Origin of the sequence: Parapusillimonas granuli, assembly GCF_013416525.1 — a bacterium.
GTDB classification, from domain to species: domain Bacteria; phylum Pseudomonadota; class Gammaproteobacteria; order Burkholderiales; family Burkholderiaceae_B; genus Parapusillimonas; species Parapusillimonas granuli.
In genome coordinates this window covers 314943-337036 of record NZ_JACCEM010000006.1, presented here as the reverse complement: position 1 = coordinate 337036, position 22094 = coordinate 314943, and the positions used below count along the sequence as shown (strand labels likewise).

The 22094-nt window shown below is 64.3% G+C and carries 20 protein-coding genes; 6 read left to right on the top strand and 14 right to left on the bottom strand.

What is annotated here, in order from left to right; all coding sequences use genetic code 11:
- The 5 genes from H0A72_RS22015 to H0A72_RS13475 all read left to right on the top strand — a co-directional run.
- The coding region (locus H0A72_RS22015; RefSeq protein WP_218953321.1) for a hypothetical protein at positions 1–195 on the top strand (195 nt) is incomplete at its 5' end.
- Positions 149–556 (top strand): hypothetical protein, encoded by a 408-nt coding sequence (locus H0A72_RS13490; RefSeq protein WP_246814998.1) that lies wholly within the window; start codon positions 149–151, stop codon positions 554–556. The genes H0A72_RS22015 and H0A72_RS13490, both read left to right, overlap by 47 nt.
- Positions 557–558: 2 nt before the next feature.
- The gene (locus H0A72_RS13485; protein ID WP_128667427.1) at positions 559–885 is read left to right on the top strand and encodes a hypothetical protein; all 327 of its coding nucleotides are present in this window, start codon (positions 559–561) and stop codon (positions 883–885) included.
- Positions 886–1330: 445 nt separating this feature from the next.
- Positions 1331–1627, top strand: a complete 297-nt coding sequence (locus H0A72_RS13480; protein WP_048279626.1) for a type II toxin-antitoxin system RelE/ParE family toxin — start codon at positions 1331–1333, stop codon at positions 1625–1627.
- 5 nt (positions 1628–1632) lie between these two features.
- Entirely contained in the window at positions 1633–1947 is a 315-nt protein-coding gene (locus H0A72_RS13475) for an addiction module antidote protein (RefSeq protein ID WP_172773523.1), read from the top strand.
- A 188-nt stretch (positions 1948–2135) separates the two neighbouring features.
- On the opposite strand, the gene repC is transcribed toward H0A72_RS13475, so the two are convergent.
- The 5 genes from repC to guaA all read right to left on the bottom strand — a co-directional run bounded on the left by repC (position 2136) and on the right by guaA (position 7544).
- On the bottom strand, positions 2136–3035 hold the full coding sequence (gene repC, locus H0A72_RS13470; RefSeq protein WP_180156133.1) for a replication protein C, IncQ-type: 900 nt from the start codon (positions 3033–3035) through the stop codon (positions 2136–2138).
- The gene (locus tag H0A72_RS13465; protein ID WP_425502540.1) at positions 3022–3912 is read right to left on the bottom strand and encodes a helicase RepA family protein; all 891 of its coding nucleotides are present in this window, start codon (positions 3910–3912) and stop codon (positions 3022–3024) included. Before H0A72_RS13465 ends, repC begins: the two co-directional genes overlap by 14 nt.
- A gap of 15 nt (positions 3913–3927) precedes the next feature.
- Positions 3928–4158, bottom strand: a complete 231-nt coding sequence (locus H0A72_RS13460) for a helix-turn-helix transcriptional regulator (protein WP_074182203.1) — start codon at positions 4156–4158, stop codon at positions 3928–3930.
- A gap of 282 nt (positions 4159–4440) precedes the next feature.
- Positions 4441–5649: a tyrosine-type recombinase/integrase gene (locus H0A72_RS13455; RefSeq protein WP_180156131.1), complete on the bottom strand. Its 1209-nt coding sequence runs from the start codon at positions 5647–5649 to the stop codon at positions 4441–4443.
- Positions 5650–5957: 308 nt separating this feature from the next.
- The gene (gene guaA, locus H0A72_RS13450) at positions 5958–7544 is read right to left on the bottom strand and encodes a glutamine-hydrolyzing GMP synthase (protein ID WP_180156129.1); all 1587 of its coding nucleotides are present in this window, start codon (positions 7542–7544) and stop codon (positions 5958–5960) included.
- Positions 7545–7652: 108 nt separating this feature from the next.
- On the opposite strand from guaA, the gene H0A72_RS13445 reads away from it, so the two are divergent.
- Positions 7653–8816 carry a YbfB/YjiJ family MFS transporter gene (locus H0A72_RS13445; protein ID WP_180156127.1) on the top strand — a complete coding sequence of 388 codons (1164 nt, stop codon included), beginning with the start codon at positions 7653–7655 and terminating at the stop codon, positions 8814–8816.
- Here H0A72_RS13445 and guaB read toward each other — a convergent pair whose 3' ends face one another.
- The 9 genes from guaB to H0A72_RS13400 all read right to left on the bottom strand — a co-directional run bounded on the left by guaB (position 8817) and on the right by H0A72_RS13400 (position 22080).
- Positions 8817–10277 carry an IMP dehydrogenase gene (gene guaB, locus H0A72_RS13440; protein ID WP_180156125.1) on the bottom strand — a complete coding sequence of 487 codons (1461 nt, stop codon included), beginning with the start codon at positions 10275–10277 and terminating at the stop codon, positions 8817–8819.
- A gap of 80 nt (positions 10278–10357) precedes the next feature.
- Positions 10358–14413 carry a phosphoribosylformylglycinamidine synthase gene (purL, locus tag H0A72_RS13435; RefSeq protein ID WP_180156123.1) on the bottom strand — a complete coding sequence of 1352 codons (4056 nt, stop codon included), beginning with the start codon at positions 14411–14413 and terminating at the stop codon, positions 10358–10360.
- 94 nt (positions 14414–14507) lie between these two features.
- Positions 14508–15062, bottom strand: coding sequence for a transcription elongation factor GreB (gene greB, locus H0A72_RS13430; protein ID WP_180156121.1), 555 nt, complete (start codon positions 15060–15062; stop codon positions 14508–14510).
- 4 nt (positions 15063–15066) lie between these two features.
- Positions 15067–15897: a 3',5'-nucleoside bisphosphate phosphatase gene (locus H0A72_RS13425; RefSeq protein ID WP_180156119.1), complete on the bottom strand. Its 831-nt coding sequence runs from the start codon at positions 15895–15897 to the stop codon at positions 15067–15069.
- A gap of 30 nt (positions 15898–15927) precedes the next feature.
- Positions 15928–16878, bottom strand: a complete 951-nt coding sequence (locus tag H0A72_RS13420; protein ID WP_180156117.1) for an alpha/beta fold hydrolase — start codon at positions 16876–16878, stop codon at positions 15928–15930.
- 69 nt (positions 16879–16947) lie between these two features.
- Positions 16948–18345, bottom strand: coding sequence for a dihydrolipoyl dehydrogenase (gene lpdA, locus H0A72_RS13415; RefSeq protein WP_180156115.1), 1398 nt, complete (start codon positions 18343–18345; stop codon positions 16948–16950).
- A 5-nt stretch (positions 18346–18350) separates the two neighbouring features.
- Complete coding sequence (locus H0A72_RS13410) at positions 18351–19748, bottom strand: dihydrolipoamide acetyltransferase family protein (RefSeq protein WP_180156113.1); 1398 nt, start codon at positions 19746–19748, stop codon at positions 18351–18353.
- Between the two features lie 2 nt (positions 19749–19750).
- Positions 19751–20842, bottom strand: coding sequence for an alpha-ketoacid dehydrogenase subunit beta (locus tag H0A72_RS13405; RefSeq protein ID WP_180156111.1), 1092 nt, complete (start codon positions 20840–20842; stop codon positions 19751–19753).
- A 2-nt stretch (positions 20843–20844) separates the two neighbouring features.
- A complete protein-coding gene (locus tag H0A72_RS13400; protein WP_180156109.1) occupies positions 20845–22080 on the bottom strand; it encodes a 3-methyl-2-oxobutanoate dehydrogenase (2-methylpropanoyl-transferring) subunit alpha in 1236 nt (411 codons plus the stop codon).
- Positions 22081–22094 lie beyond the last annotated feature (14 nt).

Genomic DNA, 22094 nt, shown 5'->3' with positions numbered 1-22094 from the left:
AGGCTTGGCATGAGCTGCCATGATGCGCTGGTTCCAATTCATCTGAGTATCCATCTGCTTTATCTCCGAAAAGCAGGTGGGGAATTTTCAATGATCCCAACTGGGGATTATTGGATGACCGATGACAAGCCAAGAAGCAGGCAGCGGCTTGAAGCAAGCCGCCAAACAGGCCGGAAAAGCTGCGAAGGGCGGTGACGACGATATGGACCAGCAAGCCGTCGCGCAGCAACGGCAGATGACACCAAAAGAAGGGACTGGCGGCAACGGCAAGGCTGTTGCGCAGGGCGCCGAGGTGGCCACACGGGCGCTTGGCGTGCTGGGCGCTATCAGCGTACCGGGCATGGAAAGCTCCCACGGGCTTTCGCTCGGCGGTACCGGGTCTCCCCCTCCAGTCCCCGGCGGTGACAGTCCAGCGCCTGACGACGGCGCGGAACCGACAGCACAAGCGGAATCCAACATTATTCGTCCGACATCGGACACCACTAGCACCGGAGACGTCGGCGCGCTCAATGTGCCCGGCATGGCTTCTAGTGTTAACTCTCAATCGGAGACGTAATCATGATGAACGATATATTTTTTGGCCTGATGATGCTCGGCGGCTTTTTTGTTCTCGGTATTGGTATGTGGGCGCTTGGCCAATGGCTCCGACGCAAAGGCTTTGGCCCGCAGCTCGATGCACTGGATAAGCAGTACACGGCACTACAGCATCGGGTGAACCGATTGGCTCTGCCTGCCGCTGCGCATTTCTACGGCGGCATGGGTATGCTTAATCGCATGCCACTGTTCGGCAGCAAGAATCAAGTGGTACTGGTAGAGCGTGTGAGAATGGCCATCCTTCAGATGGAAGAGGAAGAACGGCAGCGAGGCAGGGTCATCAATCGCTGACGAGCACAGCCAGTTCCATCACCCACAACCCCGCCTGAGCGCGGGGTTTTGTTTTCCTGCCGCAGCAGCTCCGTCTATTACACACCGCAAAAACGGCCTGTATCTCGCTCTACTGAATTTTTCGTGCCGGGCGCTATAACCCCATAGGAGGTGGTGAAAAAACACGCCTGTGGGCCATACATGGCCATTTTGCGACGCATTTACAGCTCATTAGCCAGTCTTGGCGCTGCCTCGCCCTTTTTTTGGTGCCTGATCGTTCTTTGCCCTTCCTGGGTCTGACCAGGTGCAAATGGCGTGGTGGGTAATCCACGGGCTACTCCCGGCTGTGCCGGACAAAAGCGTCGGGCGCGTAAAATCTGGCACCAAAGGAAGGCTCCCTGCGGCAGCCGGCTTAGTGTTAGCAACTACAGTTGACACACGCCCAATTAGCAACTATAGTTGACACATGATCGAGCTAATAAAAACCGACCTATTCGACCGCTGGCTTGTCGGCCTTCGTGATCGTCAGGCCCGTGCGAGGATCGAGGCGCGCATTCGGCGCTTGAGCCTTGGCAACCCCGGTGACGTGAAGCCGGTAGGCGAAGGCTTGTCGGAAATGAGGATCGACCACGGCCCCGGCTATCGCGTCTATTTCATGCGGCGCGGCCCCTTGGTGGTGCTGCTGCTTTGTGGAGGCGACAAGAGCAGTCAGGAGCGGGACATTGCCCTAGCCAAGACCATTGCAGCGCAGTGGAAGGAGTGACCAAGATGGAAGTCAAATTCAGCCGTTACGATACGGCGGACTATCTCAAGACCGAAGACGATATTGCGGCCTATCTCGATGCCGTGATGGAGGACGGCGACCCCGCACTGATCGCGGCGGCACTTGGAGACGTGGCCCGTGCCCGCAACCTTAGCCAGCTTGCCCGCGACGTGGGAATGAGCCGCCAAGGGCTGGACAAGGCCCTTTCAGGCGACGGCAATCCGAGCCTCGCAACCGTGGTGAAAGTCGCTCAGGCGCTTGGCCTGCGGCTTGCCTTCAAACCGACCCACGGCGGGGCCGCACCGGCCGCAGGGGCCTAGACCGTCGCCCTTCCCTTTTTGGTGCCCAACGGCCGTAGGCCGACCAAGAGCAGCAAGCGATGAGCTGCGCCATCAAGGCGCGGCGCTTCGCGCGCATGATGGAGATTCTTAGAGAATCTTGGATGGAATTTGCGAATGGCCCGCAAAGGCCCGCCGTTGCTGGGTTTTCAGAAACCGGCCGGGTGCCGTTAAACAGGGGGTTGGGTACTGTTAAACAGGGGGTGGGGTGCCGTTAAACAGGGGGGAGCAGCGTTACAGTCGGATGCCTTGGGTCGCCCGATTTCCCATTTGCCCTTAGCATACTCGTCCAGCTTCCAACCCACGGCAGCAAGCTCGGCCAGCGCCTTGCGTGCCGTCTGGCGGCGTTTTTTGATGGTATTCGGGTTCGTCGGTGCATCCGGCCAAACATAGCCGCATAGCGTGTCCAGCTCTACCCGCCCCGACTTACCGAGGTCAATCCAGCCGCATAGTCGTTGATGAATCAGGCGGGCGGGGTCGGTCTGTAGCTTCCTAACTTCGGCCATGTCTATGCGGATGTGCTGCCCGCCCATGATTGCGCGAGCAATAAGAGGGTTCAATGCCACATACAGCTTGCCGTCCTGCTCATCACTTGCGTACTCGGACAGCAATCGGAAGCCCTGCCGCTTCCTTCCATTTTGCGCAATGATAGAGACTTTCCAGAGCCTCTCAATGCAATCGCGTACTGGCCTAGTATTGTCGATATCCGCGTAGCCAACCTCACGGGCCAGCGACCGATAGCTACCCTTGACCACCATCGCATCCTGCTGGACGGCTTCCCACTTAGGTTCGAGAAATAGCCGCAGCTGCCGACCGGCTTCTGTCTGAGGATCGGGAGAAAGCACAAGCCCAGAAGGCCCGGCCATTGCCACTAATCCTTGCAAAATGCGGAGATCGTCGGCTCCCAATGGTTCCGGGCCACTGAACTCGATACGCTTGCCATTGCCGTAGTCATATACCACGTCGAGCTTGCTGTGCTTGCGCTCTCCTTTCTTTAGGCTACGGAACAGACCGGGTGCCAGACAATGCACCGGGTCGTGCCGGGCGTGAGTCAAGTCATGCTTGCTCACGTTGACGCCCCTTTCCGCCGTCCTGCTTAGTGTCCAATAACTCCACCGGCAGCAACACGCCGCCGTCATGACGCTGATACCAGCGATCGTCGTCAATTTCGGCATAGTTCTGTTTGCTGACACCAAAACGAACAAAGAACTTCCGGCGGTTTTCCCCGATAGGCTGTCGGTCGTAGACGCGGTCAGTATGGTTCAACGCTTCTTTTTCAGTCATCTTGGCGACAAAACCGCACCATCGGGGATTATCGACAAGAGCCGACGCACCACGTACTGCCTGTTGCTGATCGGCCTGCCCGTCGCGGGCGCTGCCTTTGCTGACATGGTGCAGATAAAGCACTGACGCTTTAGTAATGGTCGCAATTTCCTCAAGCATGGCGACAAGCCGGGCCATATCGCCGTTGCTATTCTCATCAAGGGTATGAATACGGCTCAATGTGTCCAGAACGATTAGCCGAGCGCCTTCGCATTGCTTGATTATCTGGGACCGTTTATTTTTCTTCGTGACGTCCATTAGTTTTCCCATGATCGGCACGACCATGAGGTTTTCTATGATGGCTGCGCGAGCTTCTTGACCGAGGTGTTTGCCAACAGAGTGAATTCGCCCAATCAGCGCTGGCTTGGGGTCTTCTCCGGCGTAATAGACGACGCGGCCAGCTTTCGCAGGTGCAAGCCCTACCAAGTCACCACCGGCCGCTCTGCTTTCAACAGTTGCAGCACAGGCAACCGACATTGCCGCTTCCAGCGCCCAGAAGCTCTTACCCGTGGCTCCGGGAGCCACCAACGCGCCTACTGTCCCAGCAAGGAAGCCCGGCCAAATAAAGTCTAGTGCGGGCGGTTCGTTCTCGAACGCTGCCCGTAAGTCAATCAAGTCAATCAAGTCAATCGCCACAATTCAGGCCCCCATTCCGGGGCGAGGGGCCGGGCTGGAATGTTTGCACGCATCAATCCATGCCTCAACCTCAGCCAAATCCCACACGACCTTGCGGCTACTGAGTGCAATGCGTTGAGGGAATTTCCCCTGCTTTTCAAAGTTGTAGATCGTGCGCTCGCACAGCGGAATCATCTCCAGAAGTTGCTTTTTGCTGATGAGAACTTTACTGACTCTCCTTAATTCTTTTTCCACACCGAATACCTCGTTTTGTCATCGTCCGAGGTTTAATTATTGCCCCACAATGCCGGTGATTTCCAGCAGCATGGAGCAATTTTTCTCAATAAAATCAATTACATATCATCCGTAAAATGTCCGCCTTTCAAAATAGAAACCTTCGCAATTCTTTGTTTTTCTTGGCACTTTATTTGACGCAGATAGCGAAAATTGCTGTCCATCTGGAATACGTTTTACGGACAAAAAAAAGCCCACCGAAGTGGGCATTTCGCTACAAAATGCAGGTCTCAAGACTCCGAATCAGTCCTTGAGGCGGGGCTTCCTAATTGTCCACTCGTCAATCATGTCCGCCCAATCCTGTAGCATTGCCCGGCGCTGAACGCGGTACTCGGCCTTGTTGTAGACGGCTCGAACGCCCTTCTGTTCGTGCGCAAGGCACTTCTCGATCCAGTCGGTGTTATAGCCCGCCTCATGCAGCAGCGTGCTGGCTGTACGCCGCAAGTCGTGCGGTCCGAACTTGCCAAGCGACTGCCCTTCCTTCTGGGCCAGACGATAGGTCAGCGTGAGCACCTGATTGAGCGTGGCGCTGCTCATCGGCAAGTCCGAGTCATAGCGCGATGGCAGCACGTACTCCGAGCCGCCCGCGAAGGTTTTTAGAGCTATGAAAATGTCGAGCGCCTGCCTAGATAGGAACACCAAATGGGGATTGCGGCGCTTCATCCGCTCCTTGGGGATTGTCCAGAGCGCTTCGGTGAAATTGATTTCGCTCCACGTTGCGTTGGTCAGTTCGCTTTTGCGTACCATCGTCAGCAACAGCAACTTGGCGGCCGCGCGGATCGAAGGTGTGGTGCCAATGCGCTCCATGTACTGGTACATCAAGCCGATTTCATCGGGCGTAAGTGCTCGATCTCGCGGCTCAAACTTTGCAATAGTCGACGGGCGCACCAGATCGGCCGGGTTCTCAACCTTCTGGCCGCGTTCTATAGCCCAACGGAAGACCTGCATCACAATTTCGCGGCAAAGCACGGCCGTTGCCGGTGCCCCGCGCTCCACAATCGCATCAGTCAGCGCCCGTAAATCCTCATGGGTGATTTCTGTCAGCTTCTGGTTGCCGAACTTCGGCTTAAGCTCGCGCTCGAACGTAGCTCGACGCATATCGCGAGTCTTTTCTGCCATCTGATAGCCGCGCAGCCACTTCTCGGCCCACGCGCCGAATGTCTCGGCATCCTTGACGCGTGCTTTGTCCCGCGCCTTCTCCTTGGCTGGAGATTTCCCTGCGACGATCATCTTCTTGGCTTCGCCCAGCCGTTCGCGGGCTTCCGCTAGCGTGATCCCTCCGACACCGTAGCGGCCGAAGGTGATGGTCTCCTGCCTGCCGTGGATCGAGTAGTTGTAGCGGAATGAAATCGAACCCGCTGGCGTGATGGCCACGTAGAGGCCGTCACGGTCATTCACTTTGTAGAGCTTGTCCTTTGGCTTGAGGTTGCGCAGCTTGGTATCAGTCAGCATGGTCGGGTTAGGTTTCCTCTCAAAAATACCATGCTCAAAAAGCCCCACAAATTCTCAAAAAACCTCTTTAAGAACAATGTGTTACCTAAATTCAATACCATGAACACCCTATCAGAGGCGGCATGGTATCGAGTGCCGAACATGGCATCAGGTTCAAATCGTACCATCTACCATGCCATAGAAACGGGGTGCTTGGCGATGCGAAAATTTGCCAGACAGTGCTACACCAAGAACGAAAAAAGCCCGCAATTACGCGGGCTTATGGGTGTTTTAATGCTCTTTGGTGCCAGTCTGTGCCAAACGTGGGATCATTCCCACTCAATCGTCGCCGGCGGCTTGCTCGACACGTCATACGTCACGCGATTGATCCCCCGCACTTCATTGATGATGCGCGACGACACCTTCTTCAGCAAGGCATACGGCAGTTCCGCCCAGTCGGCGGTCATGAAGTCCGAGGTCTGCACGGCGCGCAGCGCCACGACGTAGTCGTAGGTGCGGCCGTCGCCCATCACGCCCACCGACTTCACGGGCAGGAACACCGCGAAGGCTTGGGAGGTCAGGTCGTACCAGTTCTTGCCGCTGTTGTGGTCGATGGTGTTGCGGAGTTCTTCGATGAAAATCGCGTCGGCGCGGCGCAGGAGGTCGGCGTATTCCTGCTTGACTTCTCCAAGGATGCGCACGCCCAGGCCGGGCCCCGGGAACGGGTGGCGGTAGACCATGTTGGGCGGCAGGCCCAGGGCGACACCCAGCTTGCGCACTTCGTCCTTGAACAGTTCGCGCAGGGGCTCGAGCAGCTTCAGGTTCATGTCGTCGGGCAGGCCGCCGACGTTGTGGTGCGACTTGATGGCGACGGCCTTGCCGGTCTTCGAGGCGGCGGATTCGATGACGTCGGGGTAGATGGTGCCCTGGGCCAGCCAGCGCGCGTTCTTGAGCTTGCCGGCTTCCGCCTGGAAGACTTCGACGAATTCCTTGCCGATGATCTTGCGCTTGGCTTCGGGGTCGGACACGCCCGCCAGCTTGCCCATGAAGGTTTCGGTGGCGTCGACGTGGATCACCCGGATGCCGAAGTGGTCGGCGAAGGTGGCCATGACCTGCTTGGCTTCGTTCAGGCGCAGCAGGCCGTGGTCGACGAACACGCAAGTGAGCTGGTCGCCGATGGCCTTGTGTATCAGCGCGGCGGCGACGGACGAATCCACGCCGCCGGACAGGCCCAGGATGACTTCATCGCCGCCGACCTGCTCGCGGATGCGCGCAACGGCTTCTTCCACGTAGTCGGGCATGTTCCAGTCGCGCGCGCAGCCGCAGATTTCGGTCACGAAGCGGGCGATGATGGCTTCGCCCTGGGCCGTGTGCGTGACTTCGGGGTGGAATTGCAGGCCGTAGAAGCCCCTGTCTTCGTCGGCCATGCCCGCGATGGGGCAGGAAGGCGTGGAGGCCATCAGCTTGAAGCCGGGGGGCAGCGCGGTGACCTTGTCGCCGTGGCTCATCCAGACCTTGAGCATGCCATGCCCTTCGGGAGTGGAGAAATCCTGCAGGCCGTCCAGCAGGCGCGTGTGGCCGTGGGCGCGGACTTCGGCATAGCCGAATTCGCGCTGGTCGGACCATTCCACCTTGCCGCCCAGCTGCGCCGCCATGGATTGCATGCCGTAGCAGATGCCGAGCACGGGCACGCCGGCCTGGAAAACCTTGGCGGGGACTTGCAGCGCGCCCTCTTCATAGGCCGAGGCATGGCTGCCGGAGAGTATGATTCCCTTCAAGCCCTGCTGCGCTTCGATGAAGGCATCGTCGACGTCGCCGGGATGTATCTCGCAATACACGCCCGCGTCGCGGACGCGGCGGGCAATCAATTGGGTCACTTGTGAGCCGTAGTCGAGGATGAGGATACGCTGATGCATGGCTGAGGAAGAAATAGAAAATCAAGGCGTTAATGTACCGTATCGGCGCCGTTTTCGCTGGCGCCCGGCGCCTTCGCCCGTCCTTTTTTTGCTCGATGAGGAGCCTTGATGTCTCGCCACGTGTCCGCCGCGCAGCTTTGTCTTGCGGGCTTTATCGCCTTGTCGGTCGCCATGGGCATAGGCCGTTTCGCCTTCACGCCCATCCTGCCCATGATGCAGCGGGACTTCGGCCTGGACCTGGTCCTGGCCGGGTGGCTGGCCAGCGCCAATTATCTGGGCTACTTGGCCGGCGCGCTGACGAGCGCCGCCCTGCCCTGGAAAGCCCCCGCGCAGCTCGTTGCGGCGCTGGCGCTGGTGGCCGCCACCACGCTGCTGATGGGCTGGACCACCGCGTGGCCGGTGTGGCTGGCGCTGCGTTGCCTGGCCGGCCTGGCCAGCGCCTGGGCCCTGGTCAGCACGGCGACGCTGTGCATGGCCCGGCTCGCGGCTCTGGGCCAGGGCCGGCTGAGCGGCCTGGTGTTCACCGGCGTCGGCGCCAGCATCGCGCTGGTGGGGCTGCTGTGCATGATGCTGGACATCGCCATGGCGGGTTCGTCGGCCACCTGGCTGATCATGGGCGTCCTTGCCCTGGCGGGCATGCTGGGCACGCGCCCGCTGTGGGGCGCTTCTTCCCAGCCGGCCGCGCAAGCCGCGGCCGCGCATGCGCCCGACGGCCAGGCGCCGGGCGCCGGGCGCCGGCACGCCACCATCATAGGCGCCTACGGGCTCTTCGGTTTCGGCTACATCCTGCCCGCCACCTTCCTGCCGGCGCAGGCCAAGCAGCTGATCGACGATCCGGCCGTATTCGGGCTGGCATGGCCGCTGTTCGGCCTGGCCGCCGCCGTCTCCACCCTGCTGACGGCGCGGCTGCTCGCCGTGCTGCCGCGCCGGCGGCTGTGGGCCTTGGCCCAGTTCATCATGGCCGTGGGCGTGCTGCTGCCCGTGCTCCGGCCGGGCATCGCTTCCATCGCCCTTGCCGCGCTGTGCGTGGGCGGTACTTTCATGGTGGTGACGCTGCTGGGCTTGCAGGAGGCCCATGCGGTGGGCGGCCGCCATGCGCAAAAGCTGATCGCCGCGCTGACGGCGGCTTTTGCGCTGGGGCAGCTGGCCGGCCCGGCGGTGTTCAGCCTGGGCAACGCCTGGCTGGGCCTGAGCCTGGAGAGCAGCCTGGCGCTGGCCGCGACGGCGCTGCTGGCGGGCAGCGCTTTGCTGTGGCGGCCGGCGGGGCGGTGATCAATCCGCGCGGTAGTTGGGCGCTTCCTTGGTGATTTGCACGTCGTGCACGTGCGATTCGCGCACGCCCGCCGCGGTGATTTCCACGAACTCCGCCTTGCTGCGCATTTCGTCTATGGACGCGCAGCCGCAGTAGCCCATGGAAGCGCGTATGCCGCCCACCAGCTGGTAGATGATGGCGATCACGCTGCCCTTGTAGGGCACGCGGCCCTCGATGCCTTCGGGCACGAGCTTGTCGACGTTGTTGGCCGGATCCTGGAAATAGCGGTCGGCCGAGCCGTCGGCCATCGCGCCCAGGCTGCCCATGCCGCGATAGGATTTGTACGAACGCCCCTGGAACAGGACGACTTCGCCGGGGGATTCTTCGGTGCCCGCGAACATGCCGCCCATCATGCAGGCGGACGCGCCCGCGGCCAGCGCCTTGGCGATATCGCCGGAATAGCGGATGCCGCCGTCGGCGATGAGCGGCACGCCGGTGCCTTCCAGCGCCTTGGCGACGTCGGCGATGGCGGTGATCTGCGGCACGCCGACCCCCGCGACGACGCGCGTGGTGCAGATGGACCCGGGCCCGATGCCCACCTTGACGCAGTCCGCGCCGGCGTCGGCCAGCGCGCGCGCGGCCGACGCCGTTGCGATGTTGCCGCCGATCACCTGGATCTTGGGGTAGTTCTTCTTGACCCAGCGCACCCGTTCGATGACGCCCTTGGAATGGCCGTGGGCCGTATCGACGACGATGGCGTCCACGCCGGCGTAGGCAAGTTTTTCGACGCGTTCTTCAGTGCCTTCGCCCACGCCGACGGCGGCGCCGACGCGCAGCTGGCCCTGGCTGTCTTTGGATGCGTTGGGATGCTCGGTGTTCTTGACGATGTCCTTGACCGTGGCCAGGCCGCGCAGCTGGAAGCTGTCGTTCACGATCAGCACGCGCTCGAGCCTGTGCTTGTGCATCAGCGCCTGGGCCTCGTCCAGCGTGGCGCCCTCTTTCATCGTGACCAGCCTTTCCTGGGGCGTCATGACGTCGCGCAGCGGGACGTCGAGGCGGTCTTCGAAGCGCAGGTCGCGGTTGGTGACGATGCCCACCACCTTGCCGGCCTCGACCACGGGCAGGCCCGAAATGCCGTGCTGGCGCTGCAGGTTGATGGCGTCGCGCACCTTCATCGTGGGCGTGACGGTGATCGGATCGATGACGATGCCGAACTCATGGCGCTTGACGCGCGCCACTTCGCGGGCTTGCTGGTCGGCGCTGAGATTCTTGTGGATGATGCCGATGCCGCCTTCCTGCGCCATGGCGATGGCCAGGCGCGATTCGGTCACGGTGTCCATGGCCGCCGAGACCAGGGGGATGTTCAGCGTGATGTCGCGCGTGAAGCGGGTGGCAAGGGAAGTATCGCGAGGCAGGACTTCAGAGTATGCGGGAACCAACAACACATCGTCGAAGGTGAGCGCTTTTTTGATGAGACGCATGAACTAAGCTCCGTGCAAAGCGGAATTATAAGCTCAAGACAGGGTTTTTACCTAGCCCTTGCGTCTCCTTCGCGCCGCGATCAGCCCAGCCACACCCTGGCGTTGCGGAACATGCGCATCCAGGGGCTGAAGCCGCCATGCGCGGCCGACCCGCCGCCGCTGTCCTGCACGCCCCATTTTTCAGGCGCCCACGACATCATCACATTGCGCGTCACGCGCTCGGGATGCGGCATCAGCACGGTGAAGCGGCCGTCGGGCGTGGTGACGCCCGCCAGGCCTTGCGGGCTGCCGTTGGGGTTGTACGGATAGCGCTCGGTGCGCGCACCGTGGTTGTCGACGAAATACAAGGCGCCGTCCACCTTGGAGGGATCCCCCTGCGCGGCGAAATTGGCATAACCCTCGCCATGCGCCACCGCGATGGGGATGCGCGCGCCGGCCATGCCTTGCAGGAAGATGGACGGCGAATCGGGCACTTCGACCAGGGACAGCCTGGCCTCGTATTTTTCGGACAGGTTGCGGGTGAAGCGCGGCCAGTGATCCGCTCCCGGAATCATGCGCGCCAATGCCGCCATCATCTGGCAGCCGTTGCAGATGCCCAGCGCGAAGGTGTCGGAACGCGCGAAATAGGCGGCGAACTGATCGGACAGCCTGTCGTTGAAGCGTATGGTGCGCGCCCAGCCTTCGCCCGCGCCCAGGACGTCGCCATAGCTGAATCCGCCCACGGCGACCAGGCCCTGCACGCCTTCCAGGCTAACGCGCCCGGACAGCAGGTCCGTCATGTGGACGTCCAGGGCCTCGAAGCCGGACTTGTCGAACGCCCAGGCCATTTCCACCTGGCTGTTGCAGCCCTGCTCGCGCAGGATAGCGACCTTGGGCCGCTTGCCGGCGGCGATGAAGGGGGCGGCGACGTCTTCTTGCGGATCGAATGCCACCAAGGGCGCAAGGCCGGGATCGGACGCGTCGTTCCAGACGTCGAATTCGGCCTGCGCGCTGTCGGGATTGTCGCGCAGCGCCATGATGCGGCGGCTGACCTCGGCCCACTGCCGGCCGAGTTCGGCGCGCGGCTTGTGGTAGATGCATTTTCCGTCGCGGTAGATCTGGATTTCGTCCAGCGTGTTCAAGCTGCCCATGACGTGGGAATGCGCCGACAGGCCGACCGCCCGCAAGGCCTGCATGACGCGGTCGCGCTGCGCCAGCGGCACCTGGATGACCGCGCCGGCCTCTTCGGCGAACAAGGCCTTGAGCGTGATTTCATCGCGCTGGACGGAGATCTGCTCGGGACGGATCTTGTAGTCGCCCCAGTCGGCCGCAACGGGATCTATGGTCAGCATGTCCAGGTTGATCGACACGCCCACATGCCCGGCGAACGCCATCTCGCAGACGGTGGCCAGCAGCCCGCCGTCGGAGCGATCGTGGTAGGCCAGGATCAGGCCTTCGCCGGCCAGCCGGCGGATGACCGAGAAGAAGGCCTTCAGGGCGTCGGCGTCGTCGATGTCGGGCACGGCCTGGCCGACCTGATTGAAGGCCTGAGCCAGGACCGACGCCCCCAGCCTGTGCCGGCCGAAACCGAGGTCGATGAGGATGAGCGCGGTGTCGCCGGCATCGGTGCGCAGCTGCGGGGTCAGGGTGGCCCGGACGTCGGTCACCGGCGCGAAGGCCGTCACGATGAGAGACACCGGCGCGATGACCTGGCGGGCCTCGCCGTCGTGGTCCCAGCTCGTGCGCATGGACAGGGAATCCTTGCCCACGGGGATGGAAAGCTGAAGCTGCCGGCACCACTCGCTGACCGCGGCCACCGTATCGTACAGGGCGGCGTCCTGCCCCTCCACGCCGCAGGCGGCCATCCAGTTGGCGGAGAGCTTGATGTCTTTCAGCGAACGCACATCGCCGGCGACCAGGTTGGTCAGGGCTTCCGCGACCGCCATGCGCCCTGAAGCCGGCGCGTCGATGACGGCGATGGGCGTGCGTTCGCCCATGGACATCGCTTCGCCGCGCACGCTTTCGAAATCGGCCAGGGTCACCGCGCAATCGGCCACCGGCACTTGCCAGGGCCCGACCATTTGATCGCGGCTGCACAGCCCGCCCACCGTGCGGTCGCCGATGGTGATCAGGAAATTCTTGCTGGCGACCGTGGGATGGCGCAGGACGCGCTCGATGGCCTCGCACAGGTCGATGCCGACCAGATCCAGTTCGGCGTGCGTGTTCTGAAGCCGCTGTACGTCGCGCGTCATGCGGGGCGGCTTGCCCAGGATCACGTCGATGGGCACATCGACCGGACGAGGCTCGCCCTCGGGCTGCGGGTGCAGGGTTTCGGAAATGCCGGGCAGGCCTTCGCCGAAGGTGACGCGCAGCCGGCGGTCCTCGGTGGCGACGCCCACGACGGCGTACGGGCAGCGCTCGCGGCGCGCGATGGCGTCGAAGCGGCCCAGGTCTTCGGGCAGTATCGCCAGGACGTAGCGCTCCTGCGACTCATTGCTCCAGATCTCGGCGGCGGACAAGCCGGATTCTTCCAGGTGCACTTGCTGCAGCTCGAACAGCGCGCCCCGCCCCGCATCGTTGACCAGTTCGGGGAAGGCATTGGACAGGCCGCCCGCGCCCACGTCGTGAATCGCAATGATGGGGTTGCCGCTGCCCTGCTGCCAGCAGCGGTCGATGACTTCCTGCGCGCGGCGCTCGAGCTCCGGGTTGCCGCGCTGGACGGAATCGAAGTCGAGCTCGGCGGTGTTGGCGCCGACGCCCATGCTCGATGCCGCCCCGCCGCCCATGCCGATGCGCATGCCCGGGCCGCCCAGCTGGATCAGCAAGGCGCCGGGGGGAATGGGGTCCTTGTGCGTCAGCAGTTCGTCGATGTAGCCCAGGCCGCCCGCGATCATGATGGGCTTGTGGTAGCCCCAGCGCACGCCGCCCGAGCTTTGTTCGTACGTGCGGAAATAACCCAGCAGGTTGGGCCGCCCGAACTCGTTGTTGAAGGCGGCGCCGCCGATGGGGCCTTCGATCATGATGTCCAGCGGGCTGGCGATGCGGTCCGGCGCGCCGTGCGCGTCGGCTTCCCAGGGCTCCGGGGCGTCGGCGAAGCGCAGGTTGGATACGGTGAAGCCGGTCAGGCCGGCCTTGGGCTTGGACCCCCTGCCGGTGGCGCCTTCGTCGCGGATCTCACCGCCGGCGCCCGTCGCCGCTCCTGGAAAGGGTGCGATGGCGGTGGGATGGTTGTGGGTTTCCACCTTCATCAGCGTGTGGACGGTGGCCGGGTAATGGCCGTAGCGCCCCTGCGCCGCGGGATCGCCCGCATGGAACAGCGTCGCCGGCCCGCCCGCCATGATGGCGGCGTTGTCCGAGTAGGCCACGACCGTGCCTTCGGGCTGGGCGGCATGGGTGGCGCGGATCATGCCGAACAGGGTATGGGGCTGCGGCCGGCCGTCGATCACCCATTGGGCGTTGAAGATCTTGTGCCGGCAGTGTTCGCTGTTGGCCTGGGCGAACATCATCAATTCGACGTCGGTGGGATTGCGGCCCAGTTGCTTGAAGGCGGCTTCGAGGTATTCGATTTCGTCGTCGGACAAGGCCAGGCCCAGGCTGCGGTTGGCATCGGCCAAGGCCCGGGCGCCCTGCCCGATCACGTCGACCGTCTGTATGGGCTTGCCGGGCAGCGTGGCGAACAGCGCCTGGCCGTCGAAGCCGGCGTCGACCACGGATTCGGTCATGCGGTCGTGCAGGCAGGCGGCGATGGCGGCCAGCTGGCCGGCATCGACGGTTTTGCTGCCCAGCAGGCCGCGTGTCGGCGTGATGGCGTAGCGGATGCCGCGCTCGATGCGCCGCACGGCGGGCAGGCCGCAGTTGTGCGCGATGTCGGTCGCTTTGCTGGCCCAGGGCGACACGGTGCCGAAGCGGGGCACCACGCGCAGGACCAGCGGGTTTTTGGTTTCTTTGCCGTGTTCTTCCAGGGTGCCGTAATCCAGCAACTGGGCCAGGCGATCTTGTTCTTGGGCGCCGAGCGAACCTTCGATCCAGACGTAGTGCTCGAAGCGGCCGTGGATGTCGGCGACGGGCAGGCCGAGGTCGGCGAATCGCTTGAGGAGGCGTTCGCGGCGGAAGGAGGACAGGACCGGGGAACCTGGGAAATACTGGACGGAATTCACGACGATGGCGGGCGAAAAGGAGGGAAATGGGTATTTTAGCCTACGGGTCGGCCCGCGGGGGCCAGGCCCCGCGCAGCGCTTGGCCCTTCGGCCTTTACTCCGGGTAGATCACTTCCAGTATGTCCAGCTCATCGACGCCCGCCGGGGTGCGCAGGGTGACGGTGTCGCCCTCGCGGGCCTTGAGCAGGGCGCGGGCGACCGGGGAGATCCAGCTGATTCGGCCTTGCAGGGGTTCGGCTTCGTCGACGCCCACGATGGTGACCCGGAATTCTTCGCCGTGCTTGTCGGAATACACGACGGTGGCGCCAAAGAAGACCTGGTCCTTGTTGGGCTGCTGGGCCGGGTCGACGACTTCGGCGATTTCCAGGCGCTTGGTCAGGAAGCGCATGCGCCGGTCGATTTCGCGCAAACGCTTTTTGCCATAGAGATAGTCGCCGTTTTCGGAACGGTCGCCGTTCGAGGCGGCCCAGGACACCACCTGCACGACCGCGGGCCGTTCTTCGTTCATGAGGTGGGCGAGTTCGGCGCGCAGACGCTGGTAGCCTTCGACCGTCATGTAGTTCTTGGTGCCTGACGGCAGCCTTACCGCTTCCGGGCCGAGGTCCTCGTCGTCGTCCTGGTCCGATTCTTTGACGAAAGCCTTGTTCATTGCGTCAGACCCAGTCCCGCCAGACCGGCGTGAGGCCGGGCGGCAAGGGCGGCATGATTCCCAGGTCGAGCTTGCCTTCCTGGGGGCTGTGGAAGTCGGAGCCGCAAGAGGCCAGGAAGCCGTAACGGCGGGCGACTTGCGCGTACTCGGTATATTGGGCCGGGCTATGGCTGCCGGTCACCACTTCGATGCCCACGCCGCCCAGGTCTTTGAACTGGTCGAACAAGGCTCCGAACTGGGTGGGCGTGTAGTCGTATCGCCCGGGATGGGCGATGACGGCGACCCCGCCGGCGCCGAGGATCCATTGCATGGCTTGTTCGAGCGTGGACCATTGCATGGGGACGTTGCCGGGGCAGCCGTCGCCCAGGTACTTGTCGAATACTTCCTGCATGTTCTTGCAATACCCCTGGGCGACCATGAAGCGCGCAAAATGGGTGCGGCTGATCAGGGCGGGGTTGGCGGCGTAGGACAGGGCGCCCTCGTAGCCGCCCGGCATGCCCAGGGCTTCCAGGCGCCCGGCCATTTCGCGCGCACGGGTGGCGCGGCCGCTGCGGATGTCGGCCAGCCCTTGCACCATGGCCTGGTTGCGCTCGTCGAGATTGAGGCCCAGTATGTGCACCGTGTGGCCGGCCCAGGTCACCGAGATTTCCACGCCCGTGATGAAGCGCATGCCCAGGGCCTCGGCGGCGGCGCGCGCCTCGGCCAGGCCGCTGAGCTCGTCGTGGTCGGTGAGCGCCCACATCTCCACCCCATGGGCGTGCGCGCGCGCGGCGACCTGCGCGGGCGCGAGGACGCCGTCGGAAACAATGGAATGGCAATGCAGATCGACTTTCACTGGACCTCCGGTAAACAAGTCCAGTTTACGCTAATCCTGTTCGAGTAAAAACCGCCGAACCGGCGCGATCTCGTCTTCGCTGCGGAAGGTCGGCGCATGGCCGACCTGCGGCACCGTGTGCTGCCTGGCCCCGGGATGGCGCTGCAGCATTTCCTGCAGGGTTTCGGGCGTGAGCAGGTCGGACTGTTCGCCGCGAACGATCAGCACCGGCCCCGGCAGGCTTTCGTAGGCGGACCACAGCAGGGCTTCGGAAGCCTTGAGCTCGGCTTCGGACTGCCTGGCGAACGGCTCGGCGATGCGCAGGTCGTAGTGCTTGACCCAGCGGCCGTCCTGTTCGAGCATGACGCTGCGCGTCATGTCTTCCCATGCGGCCTGGTCGTGCCGGCCAAAACCGTACGAGACGCTGCGCACGTAGTCGACGGCCTCTTGAAAAGAGGCATATTCCCCGGGCCGGCCCACGTATTCGCCGATGCGGGTCAGCCCCTGGTAGTTCAGGGCCGGGCCGATGTCGTTCAGCACGACCTTGCCCAGCTTCAGGCTGAGCTCGGCCGGCAGGCCGGCGCCGCCGCGGTCCGGGCGGAAGGCGGCCGAGTAGGCCAAGGTGCCCGCCAGGCCCATGCCGATCAAGCCGCCCATGGACGTCCCCACCCAGTCCAGGCGCTGCGGGCGCAGGCGGGCGATCAGTGTCAGCATGTCGGACACGTATTGCGGAATGACGTAGTGCGCGCTGTCGATCAGCCAGTCGGACAAGCCCCGCCCCACGACGTCCGGGCAGACCACCCTGTAGTGCGGCGCCAGCGCGCGGGCCAGCTGGTCGAAATCCCGGCCGGTGCGCGTCAGGCCGTGCACGCACAGCAAGACCTTGCCGTTGTGGGGATCGCCCCATTCCCGGTAGGCCATCCGGTGCACCCCCGCCGGGCTGGCGCAGGTCACGTAGTCCAGCCTGGGTTCCAGGCCGGACGCTGCATTGCTGTCTGTCATCAGGCACTCGCTCGCGATTTGTAACGGATAAGTTTCAAGGGATTGTACCGCCGCGGCGCCCGGGTGCGTTCAGGCATGCAGGGCCTGCCCCAGCGCGCGCAGCGCCGCCTCCTGGACGGCTTCGCCGAGCGTCGGGTGCGCGTGGATGGTGCCGGCGACGTCTTGCAGGCATGCGCCCATTTCCAACGACTGCGAGAACGCGGCGCTGAGTTCCGAGACGCCTCGTCCGACGGCTTGCCAGCCCAGGATGAGGTGGTTGTCCTTGCGGGCGACCACGCGCACGAAACCATCGGTGGATTCCAGCGTCATGGCGCGGCCGTTAGCCGTGAAGGGGAAAGTGGCCTGCAGGATGTCATCGCCCCGGCGCGCGGCCGCCTCCGGCGTCAGGCCCGCCACGACGATTTCGGGATCGGTGAAGCACACGGCGGGGATCGCCATGGGCACGAAGCGGCGCGGCGCGCCCGAAATCAGCTCGGCCACCATGTGGCCCTGGGCCATGGCCCGATGCGCCAGCATGGGCTCGCCGGTCAGGTCGCCGATGGCCCAGATGTTGCGCATCGAGGTGCGGCAGCGGTCGTCCACGCGCACGGCCCGGCCGTCCATGTCGAGCAGCAGCGATTCCAGGCCGTAGCCTTCCGTGCGCGGGCGCCGGCCCACCGCCACCAATACCTGTTCGGCCGGGAGCTCGACTTCCTTGCCGCCGGGCTCCTCCAGCAGCAGCGCCCCGCCCCCGTCCTTCATGCCCCGGACCCGGTGCTTGACGTGGACGGCGATGCCCAGGCCGTCCAGCCGCGCCCGGACGGGCTTGGACAAGGCGGCGTCGTAGGCGGGCAGAATGCGGTCTTGCGCTTCGACGATGCTGACCTTGACGCCCAGCTTGCCGTAGGCCATGCCGAGCTCCAGGCCGATATAGCCCGCGCCCACCACCGCCAGGCTGGCCGGCAGCCTGGCCGGCGCCAGCGCCTGGGTGGAGGAAATGACCGCGCCCCCGAAGGGCAGGCCGGGCAATTCGATTTCCTGCGAACCCGTCGCCAGCAGCAGGTGCTCGCAGCCCAGGCGCAAGGGCTTGCCGCCCTTGCCGGCGGCATCGACCTCGACCGTCTTGCCGTCGACGATGCGCGCCCAGCCCTGCAGCACTTGCACGCCGTTCTTCTTGAGCAAGGCCTCGACGCCGCCGGTCAGCCGCTTGACGATGCCGTCCTTCCAGGCCACCGTGCGGGCGATGTCCAGCGAGGGCGCGGCGACGCTCAGCCCAAGGCTGGAATCGCCCGCGTAGGACCGCAGCTTGTCGTATTCTTCCGCCGCGTGGATGAGCGCCTTCGACGGAATGCAGCCGACGTTCAGGCAGGTTCCGCCCAATTGGGCGCCTTCGACCAGGATGGTCGGTATGCCCAGCTGCCCTGCGCGAATGGCGGCCACATACCCGCCGGGGCCGCCGCCTATGATCAATAAAGTGGTCGATTGCATTTTGCCTACTCCACGAACAGCAGCGCCGGACATTCCATGTAGGCGCGCAGTTTCTGGATGAATTCCGCGGCGTGCATGCCGTCCACCACCCTATGGTCGAACGAGGAAGACAGATTCATGGTCTTGCGTACGGCGATGGCCCCCTGGATCACCACGGGTTTCTCGATGATGCGATTGACGCCCACGATCGCGACCTCGGGGTGGTTGATGACCGGCGTGGAAACGACGCCGCCCAGAGGACCCAGGCTGGTGAGCGTGATCGTGGACCCCGTCAGTTCCTCGCGCGTGGCCGAGCCGTCGCGCGCGGCCTGGGCCAGGCGCGCCACTTCGCGGCCCAGCGCCCAGAGGTCCAGCGCTTCGGCATGATGCAGCACGGGCACCATCAGGCCGCCGTCCGTTTGCGCGGCGATGCCCAGGTGGACGGGGCCGTAGTGCGTCACGATGCCCGCCTCGTCGTCGTAGCGCGCATTGATCTGCGGAAACTCGCGCAAGGCCAGCACCATGGCGCGCGCCAGGAAAGGCAGCAGCGTCAGCTTGCCGCGGGTTTCGCCCCATTGCGCGTTCAGGCGCGCGCGCAGGGACTCCAGTTCGGTCACGTCCAGTTCTTCGACATAGGTGAAGTGCGGAATGCGCCGCTTGGATTCCTGCATTTTCTCGGCGATGCGGCGGCGCAAGCCGATGATCCGGACTTCCTTCTGGTCGTCGCGCCGCTCGTAGGCGAACAGGCGCGCGGCGGCGCCCGCCGCCGTAGCGGTTTCGCGCGACAGGCAGGCGTCCAGGTCGGCGTGCGTGATGCGGCCCGCGGGCCCCGACCCGCGCACCGCCTGCAGATCGATGCCCAGTTCCCAGGCGCGCCGGCGCACCGCCGGCGATGCCAGCGGACGGCCGCCTTCGGGGCGCGCCGCCACGGCGCCGCCGGCGGGAACGGCCGGCGGCACGATGGACAGACGGGCCGGCGCGGGCGAGGCGCCCGCCTGCTCCGGCGGACCCGCGCGGCTTGCGCCGCCTTGCCGCGCCGTGTCCGGGCGAGCCGTATCTTGCTGCGCCGATTCCTGCGGCGTTCCGCCTTCCCGCCCGGCCGCGCCCGGATCTGCGGCGGGTCGCGCTGCGCCCGCACCGCCGGCTTTTTTCGCGTTGGGCGGCGGTTCGGCGGCCTCCCCTCCTTCCACTTCCAGCCGGATCAGCTCCGAGCCCACCGCCATGACTTCCCCGACTTTCCCGCCCAGCGCCAGCACCTTGCCGTTCACCGGGGACGGCACTTGCACGGTGGCCTTGTCGGTCATCACGTCGGCCAGGACCTGGTCTTCGGTGACGGTGTCGCCGGCCTGTACATGCCATTCGACCAGCTCGACTTCGGCGATGCCTTCGCCGATGTCGGGCATTTTGATGATGTGCAGACCCATGCTCAGCCCTCCTTGCGCAAAGGCAGGTCCACGCCCTGGAAGACAGGCGAGGAGGTCTCGTCCATGACTTTCCGGAACGCCCGCGCAACCCGGGCGGGGCTGGGGAAATAAGCCCATTCGTGCGCATGGGGATAAGGCGTGTCCCACCCCGCGATGCGTTCGATGGGCGCTTCCAGATGGTAGAAGCAATGCTCCTGGACGAGGGCCGTGAGTTCGCCGCCGAAGCCGCCGGTCAGGGTCGCTTCGTGCAGGATGACGCAGCGCCCGGTCTTCTTCACCGAGGCCAGGATGGTGTCGATGTCCAGCGGCCACAGGCTGCGCAGGTCGATGATCTCGGCATCCACGCCCGATTCCCTGGCCGCGACCTCGGACACATACACCATGGTGCCGTAGGTGAGCACGGTCAGGTCGGAGCCGGGCCGGAAGACCGAGGCCGATTCGAGCGGAACGGTGTAATAGCCCGTCGGCACCTTGCCCAGCGGATGCTTGGACCATGGCACCACGGGCTGGTCGTGATGGCCGTCGAAGGGGCCGTTGTACAGGCGCTTGGGTTCCAGGAAGATCACCGGGTCGTCGTTTTCGATGGAAGCGATGAGCAGCCCTTTGGCGTCGTACGGGTTGGACGGCATCACCGTGCGCAGGCCGCTGACGTGGATGAACAACGCTTCCGGGCTTTGGCTGTGGGTCTGGCCGCCGTAGATGCCGCCGCCGCAAGGCATGCGTATGGTGAGCGGCGCGATGAATTCGCCCGCCGTGCGATAGCGCAGCCGGGCCGCCTCGGACACGATCTGGTCGGTGGCGGGGTAGAAATAATCGGCGAACTGGATTTCGACCACGGGCCGCAGGCCGTAGGCGCACATGCCCACCGCCGCGCCCACGATGCCGCCTTCGGATATCGGCGTGTCGAATACGCGATGCCTGCCATGCTTGGCCTGCAGGCCTTCGGTGCAGCGGAACACGCCGCCGAAATAGCCGACGTCCTGGCCGAATATCACCAGGTCGTCGTCGCGCCCGAGCATGATGTCCATGGCCGAACGCAAGGCCTGGATCATGGTCATGGGCGCCATGGCGCCCTGTTCTTTTCGAGTGGCCATGTTCACACCCCCAGTTGCTGGCGCTGGCGCCGCAGGTGCCAGGGCATGTCTTTGTAGACGTCCTCGAACATCGTCGAAACGCTGCTGGTCTGGCCGGTGGCCAGGGTGCCGTAGCTCTCGGCCTCTTTCTGGGCCGCGATCACCTCGGCTTCGAGCTTCTTCTGCGTAGCCTGGTGTTCTTCGTCGGACCACGCGCCGATGTTGATGAGATGCCGCTTGAGCCTTTCGATGGGGTCGCCCAGCGGGAACCGCGCCCAGTCGTCCGAAGGACGATACTTGGATGGGTCGTCGGACGTGGAATGCGGGCCGGCGCGGTAGGAGACCCATTCGATCAGCGTGGGGCCCAGGTTGCTGCGGGCGCGTTCGGCCGCCCATTTGGACACCGCGTGCACCGCCAGGAAATCGTTGCCGTCCACGCGCAGGGACGCGATGCCGCTGCCGACGCCGCGCGCGGCGAACGTGGTGCTTTCCCCGCCCGCGATGCCCTGGAAGCTGGAAATCGCCCACTGGTTGTTGATGACGTTGAGAATGACGGGCGCCTGGTAGACGTGGGCGAAGGTGAGCGCCGTCTGGAAATCGGCGGCGGCGGTGGCGCCGTCGCCGATCCAGGCCGACGCGATCTTGGTGTCGCCCTTGATGGCCGAGGCCATGGCCCAGCCCACGGCCTGCACGAACTGCGTGGCCAGGTTGCCCGAGATGGAGAAGAATCCGTATTCGCGCATGGAATACATCACCGGCAGCTGGCGGCCCTTCAGGCGGTCGCGGTCGTTGGAGAACAGCTGGCACATCATGTCGACCAGGGGGACGTCCTGGGCGATCAGCAGGTTCTGCTGCCGGTAGGAGGGAAAGCACATGTCGCCTTTTTCGAGCGCCAGGACCTGCCCCGTGCCGATGGCTTCCTCGCCCAGGCTGAGCATGTAGAAGGAGATCTTTTTCTGGCGCTGGGCGATCTGCATGCGCGCATCGTAGATGCGTGTCTTGATCATGGCGCGCAGGCCGCGGCGCAGCAGTTCCGGGTCGATGGCGGGATCGGCCCACGGCCCCACGGCGTTGCCGTCGTCGTCGAGCACCCGGATGAGCGAGAACGCCATGTCCTGGATGTCGTGGAAGGAGGTGTCCAGCGGCGGCTTGCGCAGTTCACCCGCCGGCGCAAGCCGCAGGTAGGAAAAGTCGGTTGCGTGGCCCGGGCGCCCGGAAGGCTCCGGCACGTGCAGCCGTAGTGCAGGTGTTTGTCTCATGGTTGGCTCTTGAA

Excerpts from the sequence above, each read along its gene's own strand:
- H0A72_RS13480 (WP_048279626.1), top strand. The coding sequence starts at position 1,331 with ATGATCGAGCTAATAAAAACCGACCTATTCGACCGCTGGCTTGTCGGC.
- H0A72_RS13485 (WP_128667427.1), top strand. The coding sequence starts at position 559 with ATGATGAACGATATATTTTTTGGCCTGATGATGCTCGGCGGCTTTTTT.
- H0A72_RS13420 (WP_180156117.1), bottom strand. The coding sequence starts at position 16,878 with ATGACAGACAGCAATGCAGCGTCCGGCCTGGAACCCAGGCTGGACTAC.
- H0A72_RS13475 (WP_172773523.1), top strand. The coding sequence starts at position 1,633 with ATGGAAGTCAAATTCAGCCGTTACGATACGGCGGACTATCTCAAGACC.
- H0A72_RS13405 (WP_180156111.1), bottom strand. The coding sequence starts at position 20,842 with ATGGCCACTCGAAAAGAACAGGGCGCCATGGCGCCCATGACCATGATC.
- guaB (WP_180156125.1), bottom strand. The coding sequence starts at position 10,277 with ATGCGTCTCATCAAAAAAGCGCTCACCTTCGACGATGTGTTGTTGGTT.
- lpdA (WP_180156115.1), bottom strand. The coding sequence starts at position 18,345 with ATGCAATCGACCACTTTATTGATCATAGGCGGCGGCCCCGGCGGGTAT.
- H0A72_RS13455 (WP_180156131.1), bottom strand. The coding sequence starts at position 5,649 with ATGCTGACTGATACCAAGCTGCGCAACCTCAAGCCAAAGGACAAGCTC.
- H0A72_RS13400 (WP_180156109.1), bottom strand. The coding sequence starts at position 22,080 with ATGAGACAAACACCTGCACTACGGCTGCACGTGCCGGAGCCTTCCGGG.
- greB (WP_180156121.1), bottom strand. The coding sequence starts at position 15,062 with ATGAACAAGGCTTTCGTCAAAGAATCGGACCAGGACGACGACGAGGAC.
- H0A72_RS13445 (WP_180156127.1), top strand. The coding sequence starts at position 7,653 with ATGTCTCGCCACGTGTCCGCCGCGCAGCTTTGTCTTGCGGGCTTTATC.
- H0A72_RS13410 (WP_180156113.1), bottom strand. The coding sequence starts at position 19,748 with ATGGGTCTGCACATCATCAAAATGCCCGACATCGGCGAAGGCATCGCC.
- guaA (WP_180156129.1), bottom strand. The coding sequence starts at position 7,544 with ATGCATCAGCGTATCCTCATCCTCGACTACGGCTCACAAGTGACCCAA.